Origin of the sequence: Pseudomonas sp. LABIM340, assembly GCF_040017195.2 — a bacterium.
In the GTDB taxonomy this organism is placed as follows: Bacteria; Pseudomonadota; Gammaproteobacteria; order Pseudomonadales; family Pseudomonadaceae; genus Pseudomonas.
Genome location: NZ_CM200227.1, coordinates 1753950 through 1770275 on the forward strand (window position 1 = coordinate 1753950; position 16326 = coordinate 1770275).

Below are 16326 nucleotides of genomic sequence, written 5' to 3' on the forward strand. Positions count from 1 at the left end.
CGTCGAGTTATTTCACGATGCGTCCGAAGAGGTTCTGGAACATGACCTGATCGCGGCCGTCCGTGAGGTCATACAGCGAGTAGTAGTGGTTGATCCTTGCGCCGCCGTCGCGGGTCAGGGGATCCCAGGACAGGTTGGCGCGGCGCATGGTGGAGCTGCTCATCAGCTCGTCGAAGGGGATCGATACGTACATGCCCTTGTCGAAGCTGCCTTCGCCGTAGGCTTCCTTGTTGGCGGTGGTCAGCGTGACCCAGGCACCGAAGCGCACGCCGTTGCTGAACTGGCGGGAGAGGTCGAGGGTGCCGCCCCAGTCGCGCGCCAGGTAACGGCCGGCGCTGGCGGTGGCCAGGATGTCCTGGAAGCCGGTCTGCCAATAGAGGGTGACGAAGCCGGTCGCTGTTTGGTAATCGCGCAGACCGAAGTGCTGGTCGAATTCGCGCTGGCGAACCAGGTCGAGGTTGACGCCCAGTGCCCAGTCTTCGTTCATCGGGCGGTACAGCAGTTCACCGCCCAGGCCGGCGTACATGCTCTCCAGATAACCGCCGTAGACCATGCCGTACAAGTCCTGGTCCAGCCTTGCGGCCTTGTTCAGCTGGAAGTTTTGCAGCATGACGTTGGAGGCTGTCATGTATTCGCGGATATTGGTCCGCACGCGCGGCAGATTGCTCGGCGCATCGTAGGTGAAGTTGTCGAAGTTGTTGAACAGATTGACGCTGAGCAGTCCGTTCGCCCACAGGCTGGGCGTGAAGCGGTATTCGCTGTCGAGGTCGCCGGTGAACTGGTAGAGCAGGAAGTCGTTCGGCCCGCCGATGCTCTGGTTGTAGCCCAGGCCGACGTTGTAGCTGAGCGGGTCGGGTTTCTGCTGATAGAGCACCTGTTCCTGCTGTGGCAGTGGGGTGTTCTGCTCGGTTGTGCGGCGCAGGTCTTCCAGCGGTCGTTCCTGATTGGCCACGTCCTCGAACATCCGGCGCGGTACGCTGGTTTCGACGATAGGCTGGCCATAGCGCGTATCGACGACAGTGAACCACTGGACGTCGTCGCTGGTGCTGTTGTCGAGAATGCGCGCCGTACGCCCGACGGCTTCGGGCGTGTAGAGGTAGCGGGTCTGTTCGCCGTAGACCACGACTTCGCGATTCTTCTGGGTGATGCGATCCACCTTGTAGCCGGCGTTGGCTTCCAGACGGCGGGAGACGTCTGCCCAGTCGGTTGTCCCGGCGGGTTTCTGATCGGCTCGTTGCGCCAGGGTTTCAGGAGCGGGGTCGTTCACTTTCGCCGGCGCGGTGCGGGTTGCGAAGTTGGTGTGCAGGGTGATGCCGAACATCGCCGTGTTGCCGCGCTCGAAGGCTGCAGTCAGGTCGATTGCGTCAGTGGCTTTGAAGACCATGCCGATGTTGAAAGGGGAATCCTGCTTCTGGGGGTTGTCCAGCGGCTCGTGCTGGTAGTCGTTGCCGTCGTATTCGAGCTTGAAGGACAGGGGTTTCCAGGGTGTCTGCCAGTTGATGCCGCCGAAGAGGGAAGGGCGGCCGCGGAAATAGCTGTTGGAGCTGAGTTCCCCGGTACCTACGGATTTTGGCCGTGTGTTGAATCGGTCATCGACCCAGCCCAGCGGGTTGTCCATGTCGCCCCGATTGCCGATATAGCCCCAGGCCAGACCGAGGCTGAAATCAAGATCGCCGACACGCTTGTTGCCGGCGAAGTATTCGCTGGAGAACAGGCCGGTGCCGCCGATGTCCCTGCCCCCCAGAGCGATTTCTGGAGCCCAGCGACTTTCCTGAAGCAGGCGGAATTTGACGTCGAAGGCCTTGTCCTTGTAGTTCTGGTTGCCGCTTTCGTCTGCGGCCCCGTATTTGCGGTTGCTGATGGACGTATAGCGGAAAGTGCCTTCCATCCAGTCGAAGGGTTGCAGCGAGAAGCTGTAGCGCGAGTACGGATCGGTGCGGTTGGCATTGAGGCTGATTTCGCCGGCTGGCGCCATGCGCGCGGTTGGCGTCTGCAGCAGGCCGACACCACCGAAATCGTTCTGGGTGTAGCGCGGCTCGGCGATGGCCAGGCTGGCACCGACCAGCAGCAAATAAAGACTGTGGCGGCTGTTCATGGCGACTCCGTCGACAGCGGCTGAGTCGCGATGAACTTGGCCAGTTCACTGTTCAGGTCTGGGGCGATCGCATCCACTTGAGTGGCATCCAGCGGAATTAGCAGGATGGCGCCAGGAGCGGGAGGAGCGGCTTCTTCGCGATTCCACAAAGCTCTGCCCAGGCGGGAAACCTTCCCGTCGGGCTGGATCAGATAGAGGTAGTCCGGGTCCGCCTCCGCCAGGGCGGGGCACTGTTGCGCGTACCGATAGGCCTGTTGCAGTGGAGCGAACGGGAGCTTGCAGTCGTTCGACACCGCGCCGGTGACATGAATGCTGTCCGGCCGCGGAGGGAAGATCAGCCGATCGCCACCCTGAAGCTTGGGCGAGTGTGCGGCGTTCAGCTCGACAGCCAAGGGGTCGAGTCGGTACAGGCGCCGTCCGGTGATCGGAAGTTGGCTCACTTGCTCCTTCAATCGCTGGGCCGCAGTGGCGAGCCCCGGCTCGTTCTGAAGCATGGCGAGACGTTCGAGCTGGATCAGGTCGAACAGCACGCCTGCTTTCAGGCGTTGTTGTTCCTGCTTGAGGCTGTCGCGTTGCCAGGATGCGCCGAGCCAGTAGCCCAACGGGTCTACCCGCAACTGACTTATCAGATCGCCCAGGCGCAGGCCTTCGGCAATTTCCTTTTCCCCGGGAGAGGGGACCGCCCCCAATACTTCTATACGGGTACTGGCAAACAGTGTGCTGCCGAGGGTTAGACCCAGCAGCAGACAGCCGATCTGCGCAAGCTTCATGGTTGCCCTCGCAGTGGCCGCAGTTGGGTGAGGGTGACGCTCAGGTTTGGCGTGACCTGCTGGCGGCTCTGCATGACGAATCCGTCTTGCGGATCGACCCAGTAGTGGTTGGTCGAAGACATGCCCGCGATCGGGGATTTCAGTGATTCATCGATGCGCAGCAGGGCGTGATCCCGCTCCAGGATGTGGACCGTCTCGATGCCGGCCGGGTGGAAAGTACCGCTGAGGGGGATGTCGAACTGCATGTTCGAAGCGAGGTCGATCCGGCGCTGGCTTGGCTGCCCGTCCGCTACATGCTGCAACCCGCGAGGGAAGGGCGAATCCGGGGCCAACCGCGCACCCAGCAGGTCATTCGGGAAACCAAGGGTGCGCACGATCACGCCATCCTCCAGCAGCAACAGCTGGTTGGAGTTGGCTCGCCAGTACTGCAGCTTGCCCTGCACGCGCACCAGCGCCATCACCGCCGAGCCGTACTCGGTGGTGACCTGGATCTGGTAGTAGGGGAGGGCGTCGACCTGAGCCTGCGTCACTTCAAGCGAGGCAGGGCTGCGCAGACTGGCCCCTAGAGTATTGAGAGAGCCCTGCATCAATGGGTTGCAGGCACTCAGCGAAGCGGCCAATGCGGCCAGCGCGATCAGGCGAAGGGCTGTCATGACGCCGATCAGTTGTTGTTGGTGAGGTTGCGCTGGACGGTCGAACCGGTGCCCACGATACCGGCGGAGGGCACCAGTTGGCTGATCAGACGGTTCCAGCGGGTGACCCCGGCCGGGCCAACGTAGACGACGTCCTGAGGCTGCAGCTGGAACTGCTGGGCGAGGATGAAGGCGGTCGGCGAATTTGCGTCGAGCTGAAACACCGTGGCGCGTTCGGTTTCCAGGTTCTCCACGCCGCGAATGACGTAGACGGCCTTGCCATTGGCGGTGGTCTGGTTCAGGCCGCCGACACTGCCCAGCGCGTCGGCCAGGTTCATCTCGCGGGTCTTGAAGGTCAGCGCACGCGGTGCGTTGACTTCGCCCATCAGGTAAACCTTCTTGCGGTCGTTGTAGGGCAGGTAAATACGGTCGCCGTCCTTCAGGTACAGGTTGTACAGGTCGGCACCTTGCGCGGTGTTGAGGGCATCGAGATTCAGGTGGAATACCTGCTTGTCCCGCTGGAGCGTAAGGCCGGAAAGGTCCGCGTTGGCGGTGTCCAGTTCGGCGGCGCCGATCGCTTCCATGAGCGTCAGGGGCGTTGCAGTGATCGGCTGCTGCCCGGCCTTCACGAAGGCGCCATTGAGTACCACGCGCTGGCTGGCGTAGCGCATCACGGCGATGTCCACCTGCGGCTGCTCGACGTAGTCGGCCAGCGCTTCAGTGATGCTCCGGCGAACTTCCTCGATCGTCCGGCCACCGACCTTGATCTGGCCAATGTACGGATAGAAGAGTGTGCCGTCCGGGCGTACCAGGCGGCCGTTGGCATCGATCTGCTGTTGCTGGCCGGCCGGCGAGGTCAGTTCCGGGTGGTCCCATACGGTGATGTAGAGCAGATCGCCGGCACCGATTCGATAGCTTTCCGGCTGGTAGCCGAGCAACTCCGGTGGAACCAGATCGTCCTGCCGCGTAGCGGCTTCCACGGTGAGCAGCTTCGGCGTGATCTGCACCAGTTGGACACGGCTGGACTCGGCCGAGTCCTCCTGCATCAGCCGCCCGGTATCCAGGTTCTGGCCAGGGGAGAACATGCACCCCTGAAGCACGAGGGCAGACAGGACAGCTACAGACAATGGACGGATCATGGAGGGCTACACGGGAGAGGTGATGAGGATGACGCGGGGGACTTTCAGCGCCGGTATTCCTGGGTTTGGAGGCTGGTCAGGAGGCTGCGCAGGTTAGCAATGGGGCTTGGAGGCGGATGTAGGAAAAGGATGGTGAGGTGTGGCAGGGAATTCTTTAACTGCAGGCGCTTATGGCTAGTAGGCGTTCTGGTGCACGAAACCCTTGAACAGGGTCAGGAAGACAATCTTCAGGTCCCACCAGAGTGACCAGTTATTGATGTAGGCGAGGTCGAACTCGACCCGCTTCTGCATCTTCTCCAGGGTATCCGTCTCGCCACGCCAACCGTTTACCTGGGCCCATCCGGTGATGCCCGGCTTGACCTTGTGGCGCAGCATGTAGCTGCTGATCTGCCCGCGGTATTCCTCATTGTGGGCAATGGCGTGGGGGCGCGGGCCCACGATGGACATATCGCCCAGGAGCACGTTGATGAACTGTGGAAGTTCGTCCAATGACGTGCGGCGCAGGAAGGCTCCAACGGGAGTGATGCGGCTATCGTTGCGCGTCGCTTGAGTCACCGTTGCGCCGTTCTCCATCACCCGCATGCTGCGGAACTTCCACACTTCGATGGAGCGGCCATCGATGCCGTAACGTTTCTGCTTGAAAAACACAGGGCCGGGCGAAGTGAGCTTCACCGCCGCAGAGATCAGCAGCATGGGAATGGCGATCAGGCAGAGGATCAGTGTGGACAGCACGATGTCTTCCAGGCGTTTGACCAGGGCCCCGATGCCCGCCATCGGGCTATCGAAGATGCTGATGGTCGGGATGCCGTCAATGTTTTCCGCGCGCGCGTGCAGCAGGTTGAAGACGAAAACGTCCGGAACGACGTAGACCGACGCGGTGGTATCGCTGAGCTGATCGACCAGCCGGCGAATACGCTCTTCGCTGCGCATGGGCAGGGCAATGTAGATACGGTCGAGGGCCCCGGTGCGGGCCTGCTGTACCAGTTGCTCGAGGTTGCCGGAAACCCCCAGTTGTACTCGGTGGCCCGGAAGTCTCACTGGCTCGATTCTTTCGTCATCGTAGAAACCGAGAAGCTCCAGCCCCATCCAGGGCGCCCTGGCAATGTTTCCCGCCAGTCGAACGCCGAGAGAACCTGCACCCACCACAGCGACTTTCCGGGTATTGAATCCGCGGTATCGCAGGGCTTTCAGGGCCTTTCGAAGGAGTGTGCGGTAGGTTGTGAGGGCCAGCAGGGGGAGACCGCTCAATAGCGAGAATTGCAGTACATAGCCGGGCTTCGGATCGAGCAGCAGACTGTCTGCGCTGATGAGCACCAGGGCGCTCACCAGCCAGGTACCGGTCAGTTTTTGAAGCTCGTCCCGAATTCGTTCACCCCGCCAGGAACCATAGAGACCGACAGTATCGGCGAGCAGGGAATACGCCAGCAGCGTGAAGGCAGCAACCGCCAGCATGTCCCTGTTCTGTTCTATCCCCTGGAAGATGTAGAGGCAGACTATGGTGATCAGGATGATCAACAGGTCGAGCAGTCTTTGAAGTACGGAAATGCCGGCCCGATGGGCGCGCAAGATTCCGCGATCTCTTCTGTTCATCGAGTGAGTCTCTAAGACAATTGGTTCAGGCGGTGAGGCGCAGGGTGCGGGCATAGAATGCCGAGAGCTCACGGGCGAATCTGTCGGGCGCGAAGCGCTGGCGAACAAAGTCGCGCAGTTCTTCGGGGGATCGAGTCACCTCGGTCGAGAGGGCGCTCTTGATATGCCTGATCAATGTTTCTTCGCTGGAAAGATCCGCTACCAGCCCCACGGGGGCAACGATTTCCGGTAACGAGCCTGTCTGATTGACCAGCACCGGGGTGCCCTTGGCGAGGGACTCGATGGCGACCAGTCCGAAGCCTTCCCAGCGGGACGGCATGATCGTCAGCGTCGCTCGCTCATAGAGCTCGGACAGGCCGTTCTTGTCCTGCCATCCCAGGAAACGAATATTGTCGGTGGCGACGTATTCGCGACCCTCTAATACCGCGGAGCCCGCGACCAGGAGCTGGACATCTTTGAGGGACGGGCTGGTGAACGCGCGGTAGAGGAGGTCGAATCCCTTCTGACGGTCCAGTCGGCCGACGAACAGGACCGTACTGTCCAGCTTGCGACCTTTCCAAGGTAATCCGGACAAGAAATGCGGGTCGACCGGGTTGTAGATGATCGCCTGATTGGGATTGGGGATGAACGCCGCTCGCTGCTGCTCGGTCCTGGAAATATGAATGATGCCGTCGGAGAGCATTCCGGTGAGGAGATCCAGTGACCTGCTGGCCAGGTTCTCCATGCGCGAGGTTTCGCGCAGGAATGACCAGCCATGGGCGCAATAGATCGCCGGAGGATTCTTCAGCAGCAGCAGCCGGCGCAAAACGAAGATGTAGCCGGCCAATGAGCTGTGTAGGTGAATCAGATCATAGCGATCCTGCTTCAGTGCCTTGTGCAGTGCCTGGAAAAGATGAGTTGCGCGACTGATACGACTGTCTCCCTTGAACAGCAGGAGCTTTGAGCTATCGATGGCGATGCATTCGTGCTGGCTGCCCGGGATCAGATACCGATTTTCGTGGGGCGATGTCTTGTCCAGTGTCTCAAGGTAAGTAGCTACACCGCCTTGGATGGTCTCTGCGACGTGGAGGATTTTAAGGGGTCGGAGGGAAATTTCGTTCATGGTGGCGTGACAGGGAAAGTTTCAGGAATGCGAGAAATCCGTAGCAGGCGAAACTCGGCACGAAGAGCAGTGCCGAGTCGCTCAGGGAGGCGAATAGATAGATAAGTACTCCCGCATTCACCGCGCGCAGATCGGGGAGGAGGCGGAGACTGAACGGGCTCGGATTGCCGATCAGTAATGGCGAGATGAAGAAAAGAGCAAAGCCGGCCAGGCCTATCAGGCCGAAGTCGTGATAGATCGACAGGTAGGGAATTTCAGTGATGGCGGATATCGGCTCTTGAGGCATGAGCCGGAATTCATCGAGCATCCAGAAGAACTGATCCCGATTGCCCAGAGAGCTGTCCATCAGGAAACGATCGCCGCCGAGGTAGTTAGCGGAGAGGAATATGGCCGCTGCAGAGCAGACGACGAGGCTTGCGCACAGGGCAGTCAACCGACGAAGCGTGAGCCCCTGCCCGTAGGTCATCAGCAATGCAAGGACAGTGAGCAACCACACCGTGCGCGAGAGAGTGAGGATCATGCTGGCAAGCAGGATCACCTTGAAAAACGAACGGTGTTCCAGGCGGAAGTACAGTGGGGTAAGCATGGCCATACAGAGGCCATAGATGTTTCCGTTGTTGTAGGTGGATACTAGTTTGAACAGCTCCCCGCGCTGGTTATTGCGCTGCCAGACAGAAAGCACATCATCGCCGCCGCCTGTCGTCAGGTAGGGGATATTGAGATAGTCGCCCGTCAGTACCGCATTCAGAAAAGAGATAATTCCAAACACCGCTACTGCCCGGATGCAGAGCGTCAGTGTTCGATAAATAGTTGCCTGGGTGCGTTCGTTGTACAGCAGGGATAGCAGGTAGAAGAACGCCGGTATCAGGATGAACACAAACAGATGTCCACCCAGATAACCGACGTTCTCGTGACCGATGAATAGCGCTGTTGCACCCCAGACTGCCCAGAAGGGCGCAATTGCCAAGGTGCAGCGTAACAGCGGTCCGATTTGTCGTACTGGTGTGTTCAGCCGAAGCATCAGCAGGATCGGGGTGATCACCGGGACGATCAGGTAAAGGCTGTAGATCGGGGTGCTTCCTGCATAGAAGCCGCTCTTGGGAAGTGCCACCAGGAAGACGACGACGATGCAGTAGAGCATCCGAGACAGTTGTGTGGACATGGTCGGGGGTCAGCTTGCCTGAAGCTTCTTCCAGCCTTGCAGGAATGCTCCGCCGGTGAGGGCCGCTCCGGTCAGTGCCTGAAATGCGAGATAGCCCGCTTCTTGCTGGAACAGGATAGCGAGGATCAGCAGGAGCATGCCGATGCCCGAGAGGTTGTAGATGGACAGCAACCACATGGCCACTCTGCCCGAACCGGTGTCCCCCGATCCGTCTCGGCGGGCTCCCGCCAGTACGTTGACCTTGTTCAGAATCAATCGGGAGAAGAGCGAAAAGATGCTGGCCAGTGCGCCGAGCACCAGGCTTTCCATGTTGCCCGTGCCGTAGCCGATTGCCAGGTAGAGACCCGCGGTGATGGTATAGCCGCCCATGGCGTCGAGGAATTCTCCCCGGTTGGAACCGGTACGCGTAAAGCGGGCAATGTTGCCATCTACGCAATCGAGTATTAGCCACATCATCACGAGTCCACCGACCAACCAGGCCGATGACGCCATCGCCGCTGCGACGATGGAGAGCAAGGCAAACAGGATGGAGGCGGCAGACGCCGTATTGGCGCTCATGCCCAGTGCGATGAAGAGTGCGGTGACGGGATAGGACAGCGGCCTGGCACAGAAGTAGGCCGCCGGATTCCCCCAGCGGTCGTAGTGGCTCTTGTCCCGTGGCATGGACTGCTTGATTTCAGTAATGGTCGGCATGGCTATTGGTAGCGATTGGTCGTGGAAGGGATTTCCGGCAACTCAGGAGTGCGCGGATACGCAGCACAAGCACCAGAAGTTCGGTCGCCAGGATTGTCAGGGCGACGTTGCGGGCGTTGATCTGGTCGAAAACATAGAGGCATGCGAGCACCAGGATGTTGGCAATCGAGGCGTGCACGACCGTGCGGTTGGCATGGTCCAGACGATCCAGCGCGGCAAAGGCGGGATATCCGAACGCGGCGGCAAGATAGCTCGTGACCATGGCAGCGAGCATGATGGTGAAAGTGCCCCGGGCTGCGATGAAGACCTCGCCCAGTGCTGTTTGCAGGATATCTCCGGAAAAGACTGCAAGCAGACCAGCCAGCATGGCGAGTGCCGAGGCGGAACCCAGGGTCACGAGCAGGAATACCCGCCAGTTGCGATGCTTGGCCATGAACGGATAGAGCACTTGATTCACCGGCAGGGCAGAGCCGATCCGATAGACCTGCTGGCAGGCATAGAACTGTGCTGCCTGTATCTGCCCCGAGAGGCCAACGACGGTCGTGGCTGCCGATGTGTAGGTCGCGACGGCGATTCGCGAGGTGAAGAAAGGCAGCGCCGTGCGAAATTCCTGCACGACCTCGTGCATCCGTGGCCTGAGCACGCGAAAGCCGCAACGATATATCTGGTGGATCGAAAGTCCGGCCGCCGCCAACTGGGCGAGGCCCCACCCCAGAATCACCAGCCATGCGTCGCGATCATCGTGAACGAACAACAGCACGATCAGTAGGTAGAGCGCCTTGGTCGAGAGGTTGTAGAAGGTGATGACCTTCATGCGCTCCAGGCCTATGAACAGCCAGTTGGCCTGATACGCCTGGCCTACGATGGCGAGAATGCCCAGGGCGAAGAGCGACGTATCCGGGCGGTATGCCGGAAGCAACATCGGAACCAGCATGCCAATCGACGAGGCTGCGACAACGAGTGGCAATTTTCCCAGGAATACCGATCCCAGCAGTCGGCCGATCAACTGTGGCTCTTCACGATGGCAAGCGATCCTGTAGGTGCTCGAGAGCCCGTAGCCGAAGTCGGTGATGATCAGCGACAACTGACTGAAGGAGAGCACCATGGCCACCGACCCGAAACTGGCGATGCCCAGCCGTTGGGTAAGTACCGGCAACAGTAGCAACGGCAGGAAGTTGGCCAACTGCGTCAGGCTGGCAGCCAGCGTGTTTGTCGCCAGCGGATGGGTGACGAGCCGGGTGATCAATTTCATGGAAATCAGCGGAGGCGCTCGATGATCGATGAGATGGTGTCGAGCGAAGCCTTCAGGTCCGAGAGATGAGACTTGTCGAAATATCCCAGGCTTTGTTTGATCTGCGTGCTGGAGATGCCTTCGGTGCGAGGCAGGTAGACGACCTCGCAGAGCGAGTTCAGGTGGTCGAACTTCCCTTCCCAATCGTGTCCCATGCCGAGAATCGCCACGTCGTAGGTCACGATGTCTTGCGCTTTCTGCCCCCAGTCGGTTTCTGGAATCGCCAGGTCGACGAACTTGATCGACTGCACGATCTCTATTCGATCGGCGAACGGAATGATGGTCTTCTTGCCCTTGCCGGCATTGAACTCGTCGGTGGAAACGCCAACGATCAATCGATCGCCCAAGGCTTTCAGGCGGGTCAGCAATTTCAGATGGCCGTGGTGGAAAAGATCGAAGGTGCCATAGGTGAGAACGGTCGTTTTCATAGAGCGCAGAGTTCGTGACGCGTGCTTCAGCACCAAGGCTTCGGCACGCTACCGCCCCAGGATTTTTGGTTGATTTCCTGAGAACGCGGGTGCGGGTTGTTGTTATCGGTCGCAGGGACCGGGTTGCGGTGTTGTGTCGCGGGCTGCTTCTAACTCTGGTGTGCGAGCCGCTGGACGTGGACGACTGGCACGCTGACGCGTGACTCTCTTTGCAGCAGATTGAGCAGCAGGATCACTCGCTCGGTGCCATCCTTGGCTTCGAATATCGCTTCTACCCCGAAGGATCCCGAAGTGCTGATTCGAACTCGGTCCCCCGACTGAAACAGGCGAGTCACGGCGGCGGTATGTGATCGCACTCCTTCTATTACCGTGGAGGGGACGGGCAACGGTTGGCTGTCAAAGCGAACTATCTGGCTGACACCCCGAGTGGAGCGAATCGGCATCCAGTTGTCCTGCAGCGTGTCGAGCTCGATGAAGAGGTAGCCTGGAAACAGCGGTTCCGACCTTAGCTGCAGGGTTCCCTGGCTGATTCGCTCGACCTGGCGCATTGGCAACAGGCACTCGTAGTGCTGTTGCCGCAGATTGGCCAGTGCCCGCAGGTCTTGCCTGGGCTTGCATTGCACGAGGTACCAGCGCTTTTCTTCGACTGCTTGCATGGATTCGCTCCGGAATGGCCAACTGGTGTCAGCTGTTTCCCGACAGGTATTCATACTGGTAATTGGCATACGCCCCGTTGCCGTAGTAGTCCGAGGCGCGTCGCTCGACGCCATTGAAAATGGCGCCTTTGAGTTCGATTCCGTTCTGCTCGAAGCGCCGTATGGTCAGTTCGATTTCCCGTGGGGCGTTCTTGCCGAAGCGAGTGACTATCAGGCTGGTACCAGCCTGCCGGCCGACGATGGCGGCATCGGTGACGGCGAGCAGGGGAGGGGTGTCCAGGATTACCAGGTCGAATTCGGCACTGGCCCGCTCCAGCAAGTCGGTGAAGTTGGGATGCATCAGCAGTTCAGAAGGGTTCGGCGGAATCTGGCCGCGAGAGATAAAGCTGAGGTTTTCCACCTTCGTACGCTTAAGTGTCTGCTCGAAGGTGCAACGCTGGATGAGCAGGTCGGAAAGGCCGTGCTTGTCATCGGTGCCGAAGACCTTGTGCAGGTAGCCTTTGCGCATGTCGACGTCGATCAGCAGTACGCGTTGGCCTGCCTGGGCAATCACGGCGGCCAGGTTGGAACTCACGAAGGATTTGCCTACCGCGGGACTGGGGCCGGAGATCATCAGGCGGTTGTCGCCGGACTCCAGCATGGCGAAGTGCAGGCTGGTTCGCAGACTGCGTAGCGACTCGACAGCCAGATCAGTGGGATGGCCAGTCGCGAGGAGAGGCGCCGGGACGACAGACTTCGAGCCCTTCTTATTGCCTTTGTTGCGCTGGTCTTCTTCCGACTTCTGCAGTTCGCTGTACGGGATTGAGGCATAGACGGGGAGCCCGAGCTGTTCTATTGCCCCGGGATTTTCGATTCCGCGATTCAGTGCCTTGCGCAGCAAGACCAATGCGATGGCGAGGAACAGGCCGAGCAGGGTGGCAATGGCAACGATCAGTGGTTTCTTGGGCTTCACCGGTTTGGTGATGTCGACAGCGGCCGGATCGATGATGCGTACGTTGCCGACGGCGCCGGCCCGCATGACATCGAGCTCCTGGGCCTTGTTCAGCATTTGCGTATAGATGGCGGTGCTGACCTGCACATCGCGAGTCAGGCGCAGCAGGTCCTGCTGAGTTTCCGGCAGGGCCTCCACGCGCTTGGCCAGGCCGGATTGCTTGCTGGTCAGTTCGCCAATCTGCCGCATCAGCGCCTGGTAGGCCGGGTGCTGGTGGGTGAATTTCTGGTCCATCTCCGCCTGCTGGAGCTTCAGCTGCGAGATGCTGGTATCCAGCGCGACGATCTGGTCGAGCAAAGCCTTGGTTTCCAGGCTGATGTCGGCCGATTTGGCCTGCGACTGGTAGCTACTCAGGGCGTTCTCGGACTGTTCCAGATCGTGCCGCACTTCCGGCAGTTGCCCACGCAGGAAGTCGAGGCTGGAAGCGGCCTCGGCGGAGGCGCGTTCGACGTTCTGCAGCACGTACTGTTGGCTGATGGAATTGAGGACGGCGAGCGCCTGGTCGGAATCGTCGTCATCCAGCGACAACGTCAGGATGCCGGACTCTTTGCCAGTTTCGCTGACATTGAGCGCATCCTGATAACCAAGGATCGCGCTCAGTCGACGTTCACGCACAACAGTGAATCGGGTGCCTGGGTTGGCATTCAGTGTCTCGACTTGGATCTTTACGCCGTTCTGCTCGGTGGGCTGGCCCACCTGGCCTTCTACCAGAGCATTGTCGTCGTCATCGAACAGGGTGAATCGGCCCTTTTCGCCGGCGGTGAGCTTCAATTTTTTTTCCAGCAGTGCGTTGGGCACTTCGAGCTGAAAGATCTTCAAGGTCTCCCCGCCCCAGGCGAAACGGCTCATGCCCAGCAGGGGCGTGGCCACGTCTCCCTCGTGATCCGGGGTGAAACGGCGATGCAGGAAGTTGCCGATCACCGGGAGCAGCGAAGGCTGGATATCGATATCCAGCTTGAGCGCATCCACGGCTTTACCGATCACCGTACGCGAGGTCAGCAGCTGGATCTCGGTGACTGCCTGTGATTGCGCGCCCAGCAGGTCACTCATGTCCGACAGGCCGGGGATGCCGGGCTTCTTCTGCTCTACCTGGATGGTCGCGGTAGCGCGGTAGATCGGTGCGCTGAGCACGGCAAAGGCAGCGCCTACGACCATGAAGCCGGCAGTGATACCTGCGATCAGCCACTTGTGATCGAGCAGGGTGCCGAACAGGGCGAGCAGGTCGATTTCATCGTCATCGCTGACGGCCGGCGGAAGGGCGGGCGCTTGGGGGTATTGCATGAGAGGCTTCTTGAAGTAGTCAGCGTTGAGGTTGAAGGCGTCGGGACCAGGCATCAGCGCCCTCCTCGATGAGGGCGTAGGCATGCTCGAAGGCCGCTGTTCCTTGGCGATAGGGGTCGGGGATCTCGCGGTCGTTCTGCCATTTGCCGAGCAGGAAGGTCTTGCCGCGCGATACCGGCGACAGCTGGATCACGTCCCGCAGGTGACGGTTCTCCATGACCAGTACCAGGTCGGATGCCTGCAGGATCTGTCGCGTCAATTGCCGGGCTTGATGCTCGTGCGGCTGTTGGCCGTGACGCTGCAGGGTGGCAAGTGCGTGGCGCTCGAGTGGGCGCCCGACCAGAGCGGTGAGCCCCGCGGAGCTCACCCGGATGCCGGTGTCGGCCAGGCCCAGCCTGAGCAAATGCTCTCCTGTCGGACTGCGGCAGATGTTGCCTGCGCAGATAACCAGTACGTTCTTGAACACGCGGACCACCGCTGCTTGGTTTGATCGCTACTTATGGGCCGCGAAAATTAAGCTGCGAGCCTGGGCGATTCAATGCGTGCTCACCCCCGTTTCAGGGGTTTAGGAATTCTCTGAGGAGGGATAAAGGGAATCCCTTCAAATACCGGGCCGGGGCGGACAATTCTGGTGGCCTTAGGCCGTGTCAGATCGGCTGATCGATTGGTCAGCCTCAACCGTTGGAAGGCGTCGCGACGGAGGGTGAAATAACGGCGAGGAGGGGGTGCGTCAACGAGAGGCAGGCTATGGCGGTCACTGGCCCACCCGTCAGGGCAGGCTTCGGTGTCAGCCCGCGGCGAACTGATTGACGGAGTGTTGCGGGGTGAAGCGGGAGTAGAGGTGTTCCAGCGAAGACTGCAACTGCTCGCCGGAGTGCAGGCGCTGAATGTTCTGGCTATTGCGCGCCAGTTCAGCCAGAGCGCTCGGGTCGCCTTTGGCGAAGGCGATGACCTGCCGTTGTGCTTCTGTCAGGTCCTGAACGGTGGACAGACCTTCGGCGACGAAGGGGCCGATGCGCCGGAGTGCGATAGGGAGATCGAGCTTCGCCGCTTCGAGCACCGAGATGGGGAAGCCATCCCAGGCAGCGGTGTGGAAGTACAGGTCGAGCCCTTTCATGTGGGCGATGACCTCGCCGCGTGTGCGCCACCCGGTCACTTCGATGCCGGCCTGGACCATCTCTGCCATGACCTGGGCGTCGCCGCCGCCGATCCACTTGAAGTGCGCAACGTCCGCGCAGCTTTCCGCCAGCGCACGGAAGTACTCGTGGCCCTTCTGCCGGCTGATGCGCCCGACCATGCCGACCACGGGTTTGCTGGTGAGGCTGCGCACTGCCGGCACTTCCGGCAGGTCGTCGCAGACATTCACCAGTCCCAGGGTATGCGTCGGTTCGATCAGTTCCCCGGCGATACGCTGCTCGTCCAGGCCGCAGCCGGCAATCACCGCCGTCCGCTTCGCCAGCAGCGATTCGATGGTGCGGTAGGCCTTGAGCATCAACGGATGGTCGCCACGCAGGAAGGCGAAGCCGTGGGGGGTGTAGACGATCTTCTGCGTGGGGATGAAGGGCAGGGCGCGAATCAGCGCACCGGCATAGGTGCTGTGCAGATGGATGACATCCGGCTGCACACGTTCGATGTACGGCTTCACCCGGGCGAGGCTGGAAAGTCGGCGGGGCACCAGTTCCATGTGCTTGAACAGGCCCTGGCTTTCCTCTCCCGTGGTATCGCCCTTGCGCACCGAGGCCAGCAGGTAGTGCTCATGCTGCTGCGAGTTGAGGATGTAGGAATTGATGGCCGAGGTGACGCCGCCGCCGAAGGACTCGGTGATGTGCAGGATCTTCATAAAGCGATGTAGGCCCCTGGAAAATTACTTGTCGTAACTGGGAGACCAAACAGCTGAATATGGTCTTGCTGGGCTAGAGCGTAGCCTTTTTCATCATAGCCTTGTAAGGTTTTCTGACGCTTTCTTCGGAAGAAAAGTATTCCGCCAAATTACCGGCGAACCCGCAGGCGGTCGCCCCAGGGGGCTACCGCGGATTCGATCAGCGCGTAGGCACGCTCGAAGGCTTCCGGGCCTTTGCGGTAAGGGTCCGGAATTTCCTGGTCGGTCTGCCATTTACCCAGCAGGAAGGTCTTGCCGCGGGCCTCGGGGGCCAGGCGGATAACGCTCTGGATCTGCGATTGCTCCATCACCAGGACGAGGTTGGCCTCGTGAACCAGTTCGGCGGTGAGCTGGCGGGCGCGATGTGGTTGGGGATGGTGGCCGTGGCGGCGAAGGATGGCGAGGGCGGTGTTGTCGATGGAGTGGCCGACCAGCGCGCTGAGCCCGGCGGAGGCCACGGCGATGTCGCTGCCCTGCAGGGATTCGCGCAGCAGATGCTCGGCGATGGGGCTGCGGCAGATGTTGCCGATGCAGACGATCAGAATCCTGTTGAACACGAAGGAGCGTCCCTGACCGCGACCGAGGGTAGATCGTCAGAAATCTATCGGTCGCGGTGC

General features: G+C 60.4%; 15 protein-coding genes. All 15 read right to left on the bottom strand.

The window, feature by feature from the left end; all coding sequences use genetic code 11:
• Positions 1 to 7: 7 nt before the first annotated feature.
• Positions 8 to 2095, bottom strand: a complete 2088-nt coding sequence (locus ABKS89_RS08305) for a YjbH domain-containing protein (RefSeq protein WP_348587749.1) — start codon at positions 2093 to 2095, stop codon at positions 8 to 10.
• A complete protein-coding gene (locus ABKS89_RS08310) occupies positions 2092 to 2865 on the bottom strand; it encodes a capsule biosynthesis GfcC family protein (RefSeq protein ID WP_348587747.1) in 774 nt (257 codons plus the stop codon). The genes ABKS89_RS08305 and ABKS89_RS08310 overlap by 4 nt, the downstream gene beginning before the upstream one ends.
• Positions 2862 to 3518 carry a YjbF family lipoprotein gene (locus ABKS89_RS08315; protein WP_138212646.1) on the bottom strand — a complete coding sequence of 219 codons (657 nt, stop codon included), beginning with the start codon at positions 3516 to 3518 and terminating at the stop codon, positions 2862 to 2864. The genes ABKS89_RS08310 and ABKS89_RS08315 overlap by 4 nt, the downstream gene beginning before the upstream one ends.
• Positions 3519 to 3526: 8 nt before the next feature.
• Complete coding sequence (locus tag ABKS89_RS08320) at positions 3527 to 4636, bottom strand: polysaccharide biosynthesis/export family protein (RefSeq protein ID WP_138212647.1); 1110 nt, start codon at positions 4634 to 4636, stop codon at positions 3527 to 3529.
• Between the two features lie 174 nt (positions 4637 to 4810).
• Positions 4811 to 6226 (bottom strand): undecaprenyl-phosphate glucose phosphotransferase, encoded by a 1416-nt coding sequence (locus ABKS89_RS08325; protein ID WP_348587745.1) that lies wholly within the window; start codon positions 6224 to 6226, stop codon positions 4811 to 4813.
• 25 nt (positions 6227 to 6251) lie between these two features.
• Positions 6252 to 7328 (bottom strand): glycosyltransferase family 4 protein, encoded by a 1077-nt coding sequence (locus ABKS89_RS08330; RefSeq protein ID WP_348587743.1) that lies wholly within the window; start codon positions 7326 to 7328, stop codon positions 6252 to 6254.
• A complete protein-coding gene (locus ABKS89_RS08335; protein WP_348587741.1) occupies positions 7300 to 8490 on the bottom strand; it encodes an O-antigen ligase family protein in 1191 nt (396 codons plus the stop codon). Before ABKS89_RS08335 ends, ABKS89_RS08330 begins: the two co-directional genes overlap by 29 nt.
• A 9-nt stretch (positions 8491 to 8499) precedes the next feature.
• Positions 8500 to 9183, bottom strand: coding sequence for a CDP-alcohol phosphatidyltransferase family protein (locus ABKS89_RS08340; RefSeq protein WP_138212650.1), 684 nt, complete (start codon positions 9181 to 9183; stop codon positions 8500 to 8502).
• Entirely contained in the window at positions 9167 to 10435 is a 1269-nt protein-coding gene (locus tag ABKS89_RS08345; RefSeq protein ID WP_348587739.1) for an oligosaccharide flippase family protein, read from the bottom strand. The genes ABKS89_RS08340 and ABKS89_RS08345 overlap by 17 nt, the downstream gene beginning before the upstream one ends.
• A gap of 5 nt (positions 10436 to 10440) precedes the next feature.
• Positions 10441 to 10902, bottom strand: coding sequence for an adenylyltransferase/cytidyltransferase family protein (locus tag ABKS89_RS08350; RefSeq protein WP_138212652.1), 462 nt, complete (start codon positions 10900 to 10902; stop codon positions 10441 to 10443).
• A 149-nt stretch (positions 10903 to 11051) separates the two neighbouring features.
• Positions 11052 to 11558, bottom strand: a complete 507-nt coding sequence (gene rfaH, locus ABKS89_RS08355) for a transcription/translation regulatory transformer protein RfaH (protein WP_348587737.1) — start codon at positions 11556 to 11558, stop codon at positions 11052 to 11054.
• Positions 11559 to 11586: 28 nt separating this feature from the next.
• On the bottom strand, positions 11587 to 13830 hold the full coding sequence (locus ABKS89_RS08360) for a polysaccharide biosynthesis tyrosine autokinase (protein WP_348588170.1): 2244 nt from the start codon (positions 13828 to 13830) through the stop codon (positions 11587 to 11589).
• A gap of 19 nt (positions 13831 to 13849) precedes the next feature.
• The gene (locus tag ABKS89_RS08365; RefSeq protein WP_138212654.1) at positions 13850 to 14296 is read right to left on the bottom strand and encodes a low molecular weight protein-tyrosine-phosphatase; all 447 of its coding nucleotides are present in this window, start codon (positions 14294 to 14296) and stop codon (positions 13850 to 13852) included.
• A gap of 321 nt (positions 14297 to 14617) precedes the next feature.
• A complete protein-coding gene (locus ABKS89_RS08370; RefSeq protein WP_348587735.1) occupies positions 14618 to 15670 on the bottom strand; it encodes a glycosyltransferase family 4 protein in 1053 nt (350 codons plus the stop codon).
• A 149-nt stretch (positions 15671 to 15819) separates the two neighbouring features.
• Complete coding sequence (locus ABKS89_RS08375; RefSeq protein ID WP_348587733.1) at positions 15820 to 16266, bottom strand: low molecular weight protein-tyrosine-phosphatase; 447 nt, start codon at positions 16264 to 16266, stop codon at positions 15820 to 15822.
• Positions 16267 to 16326: the final 60 nt, after the last annotated feature.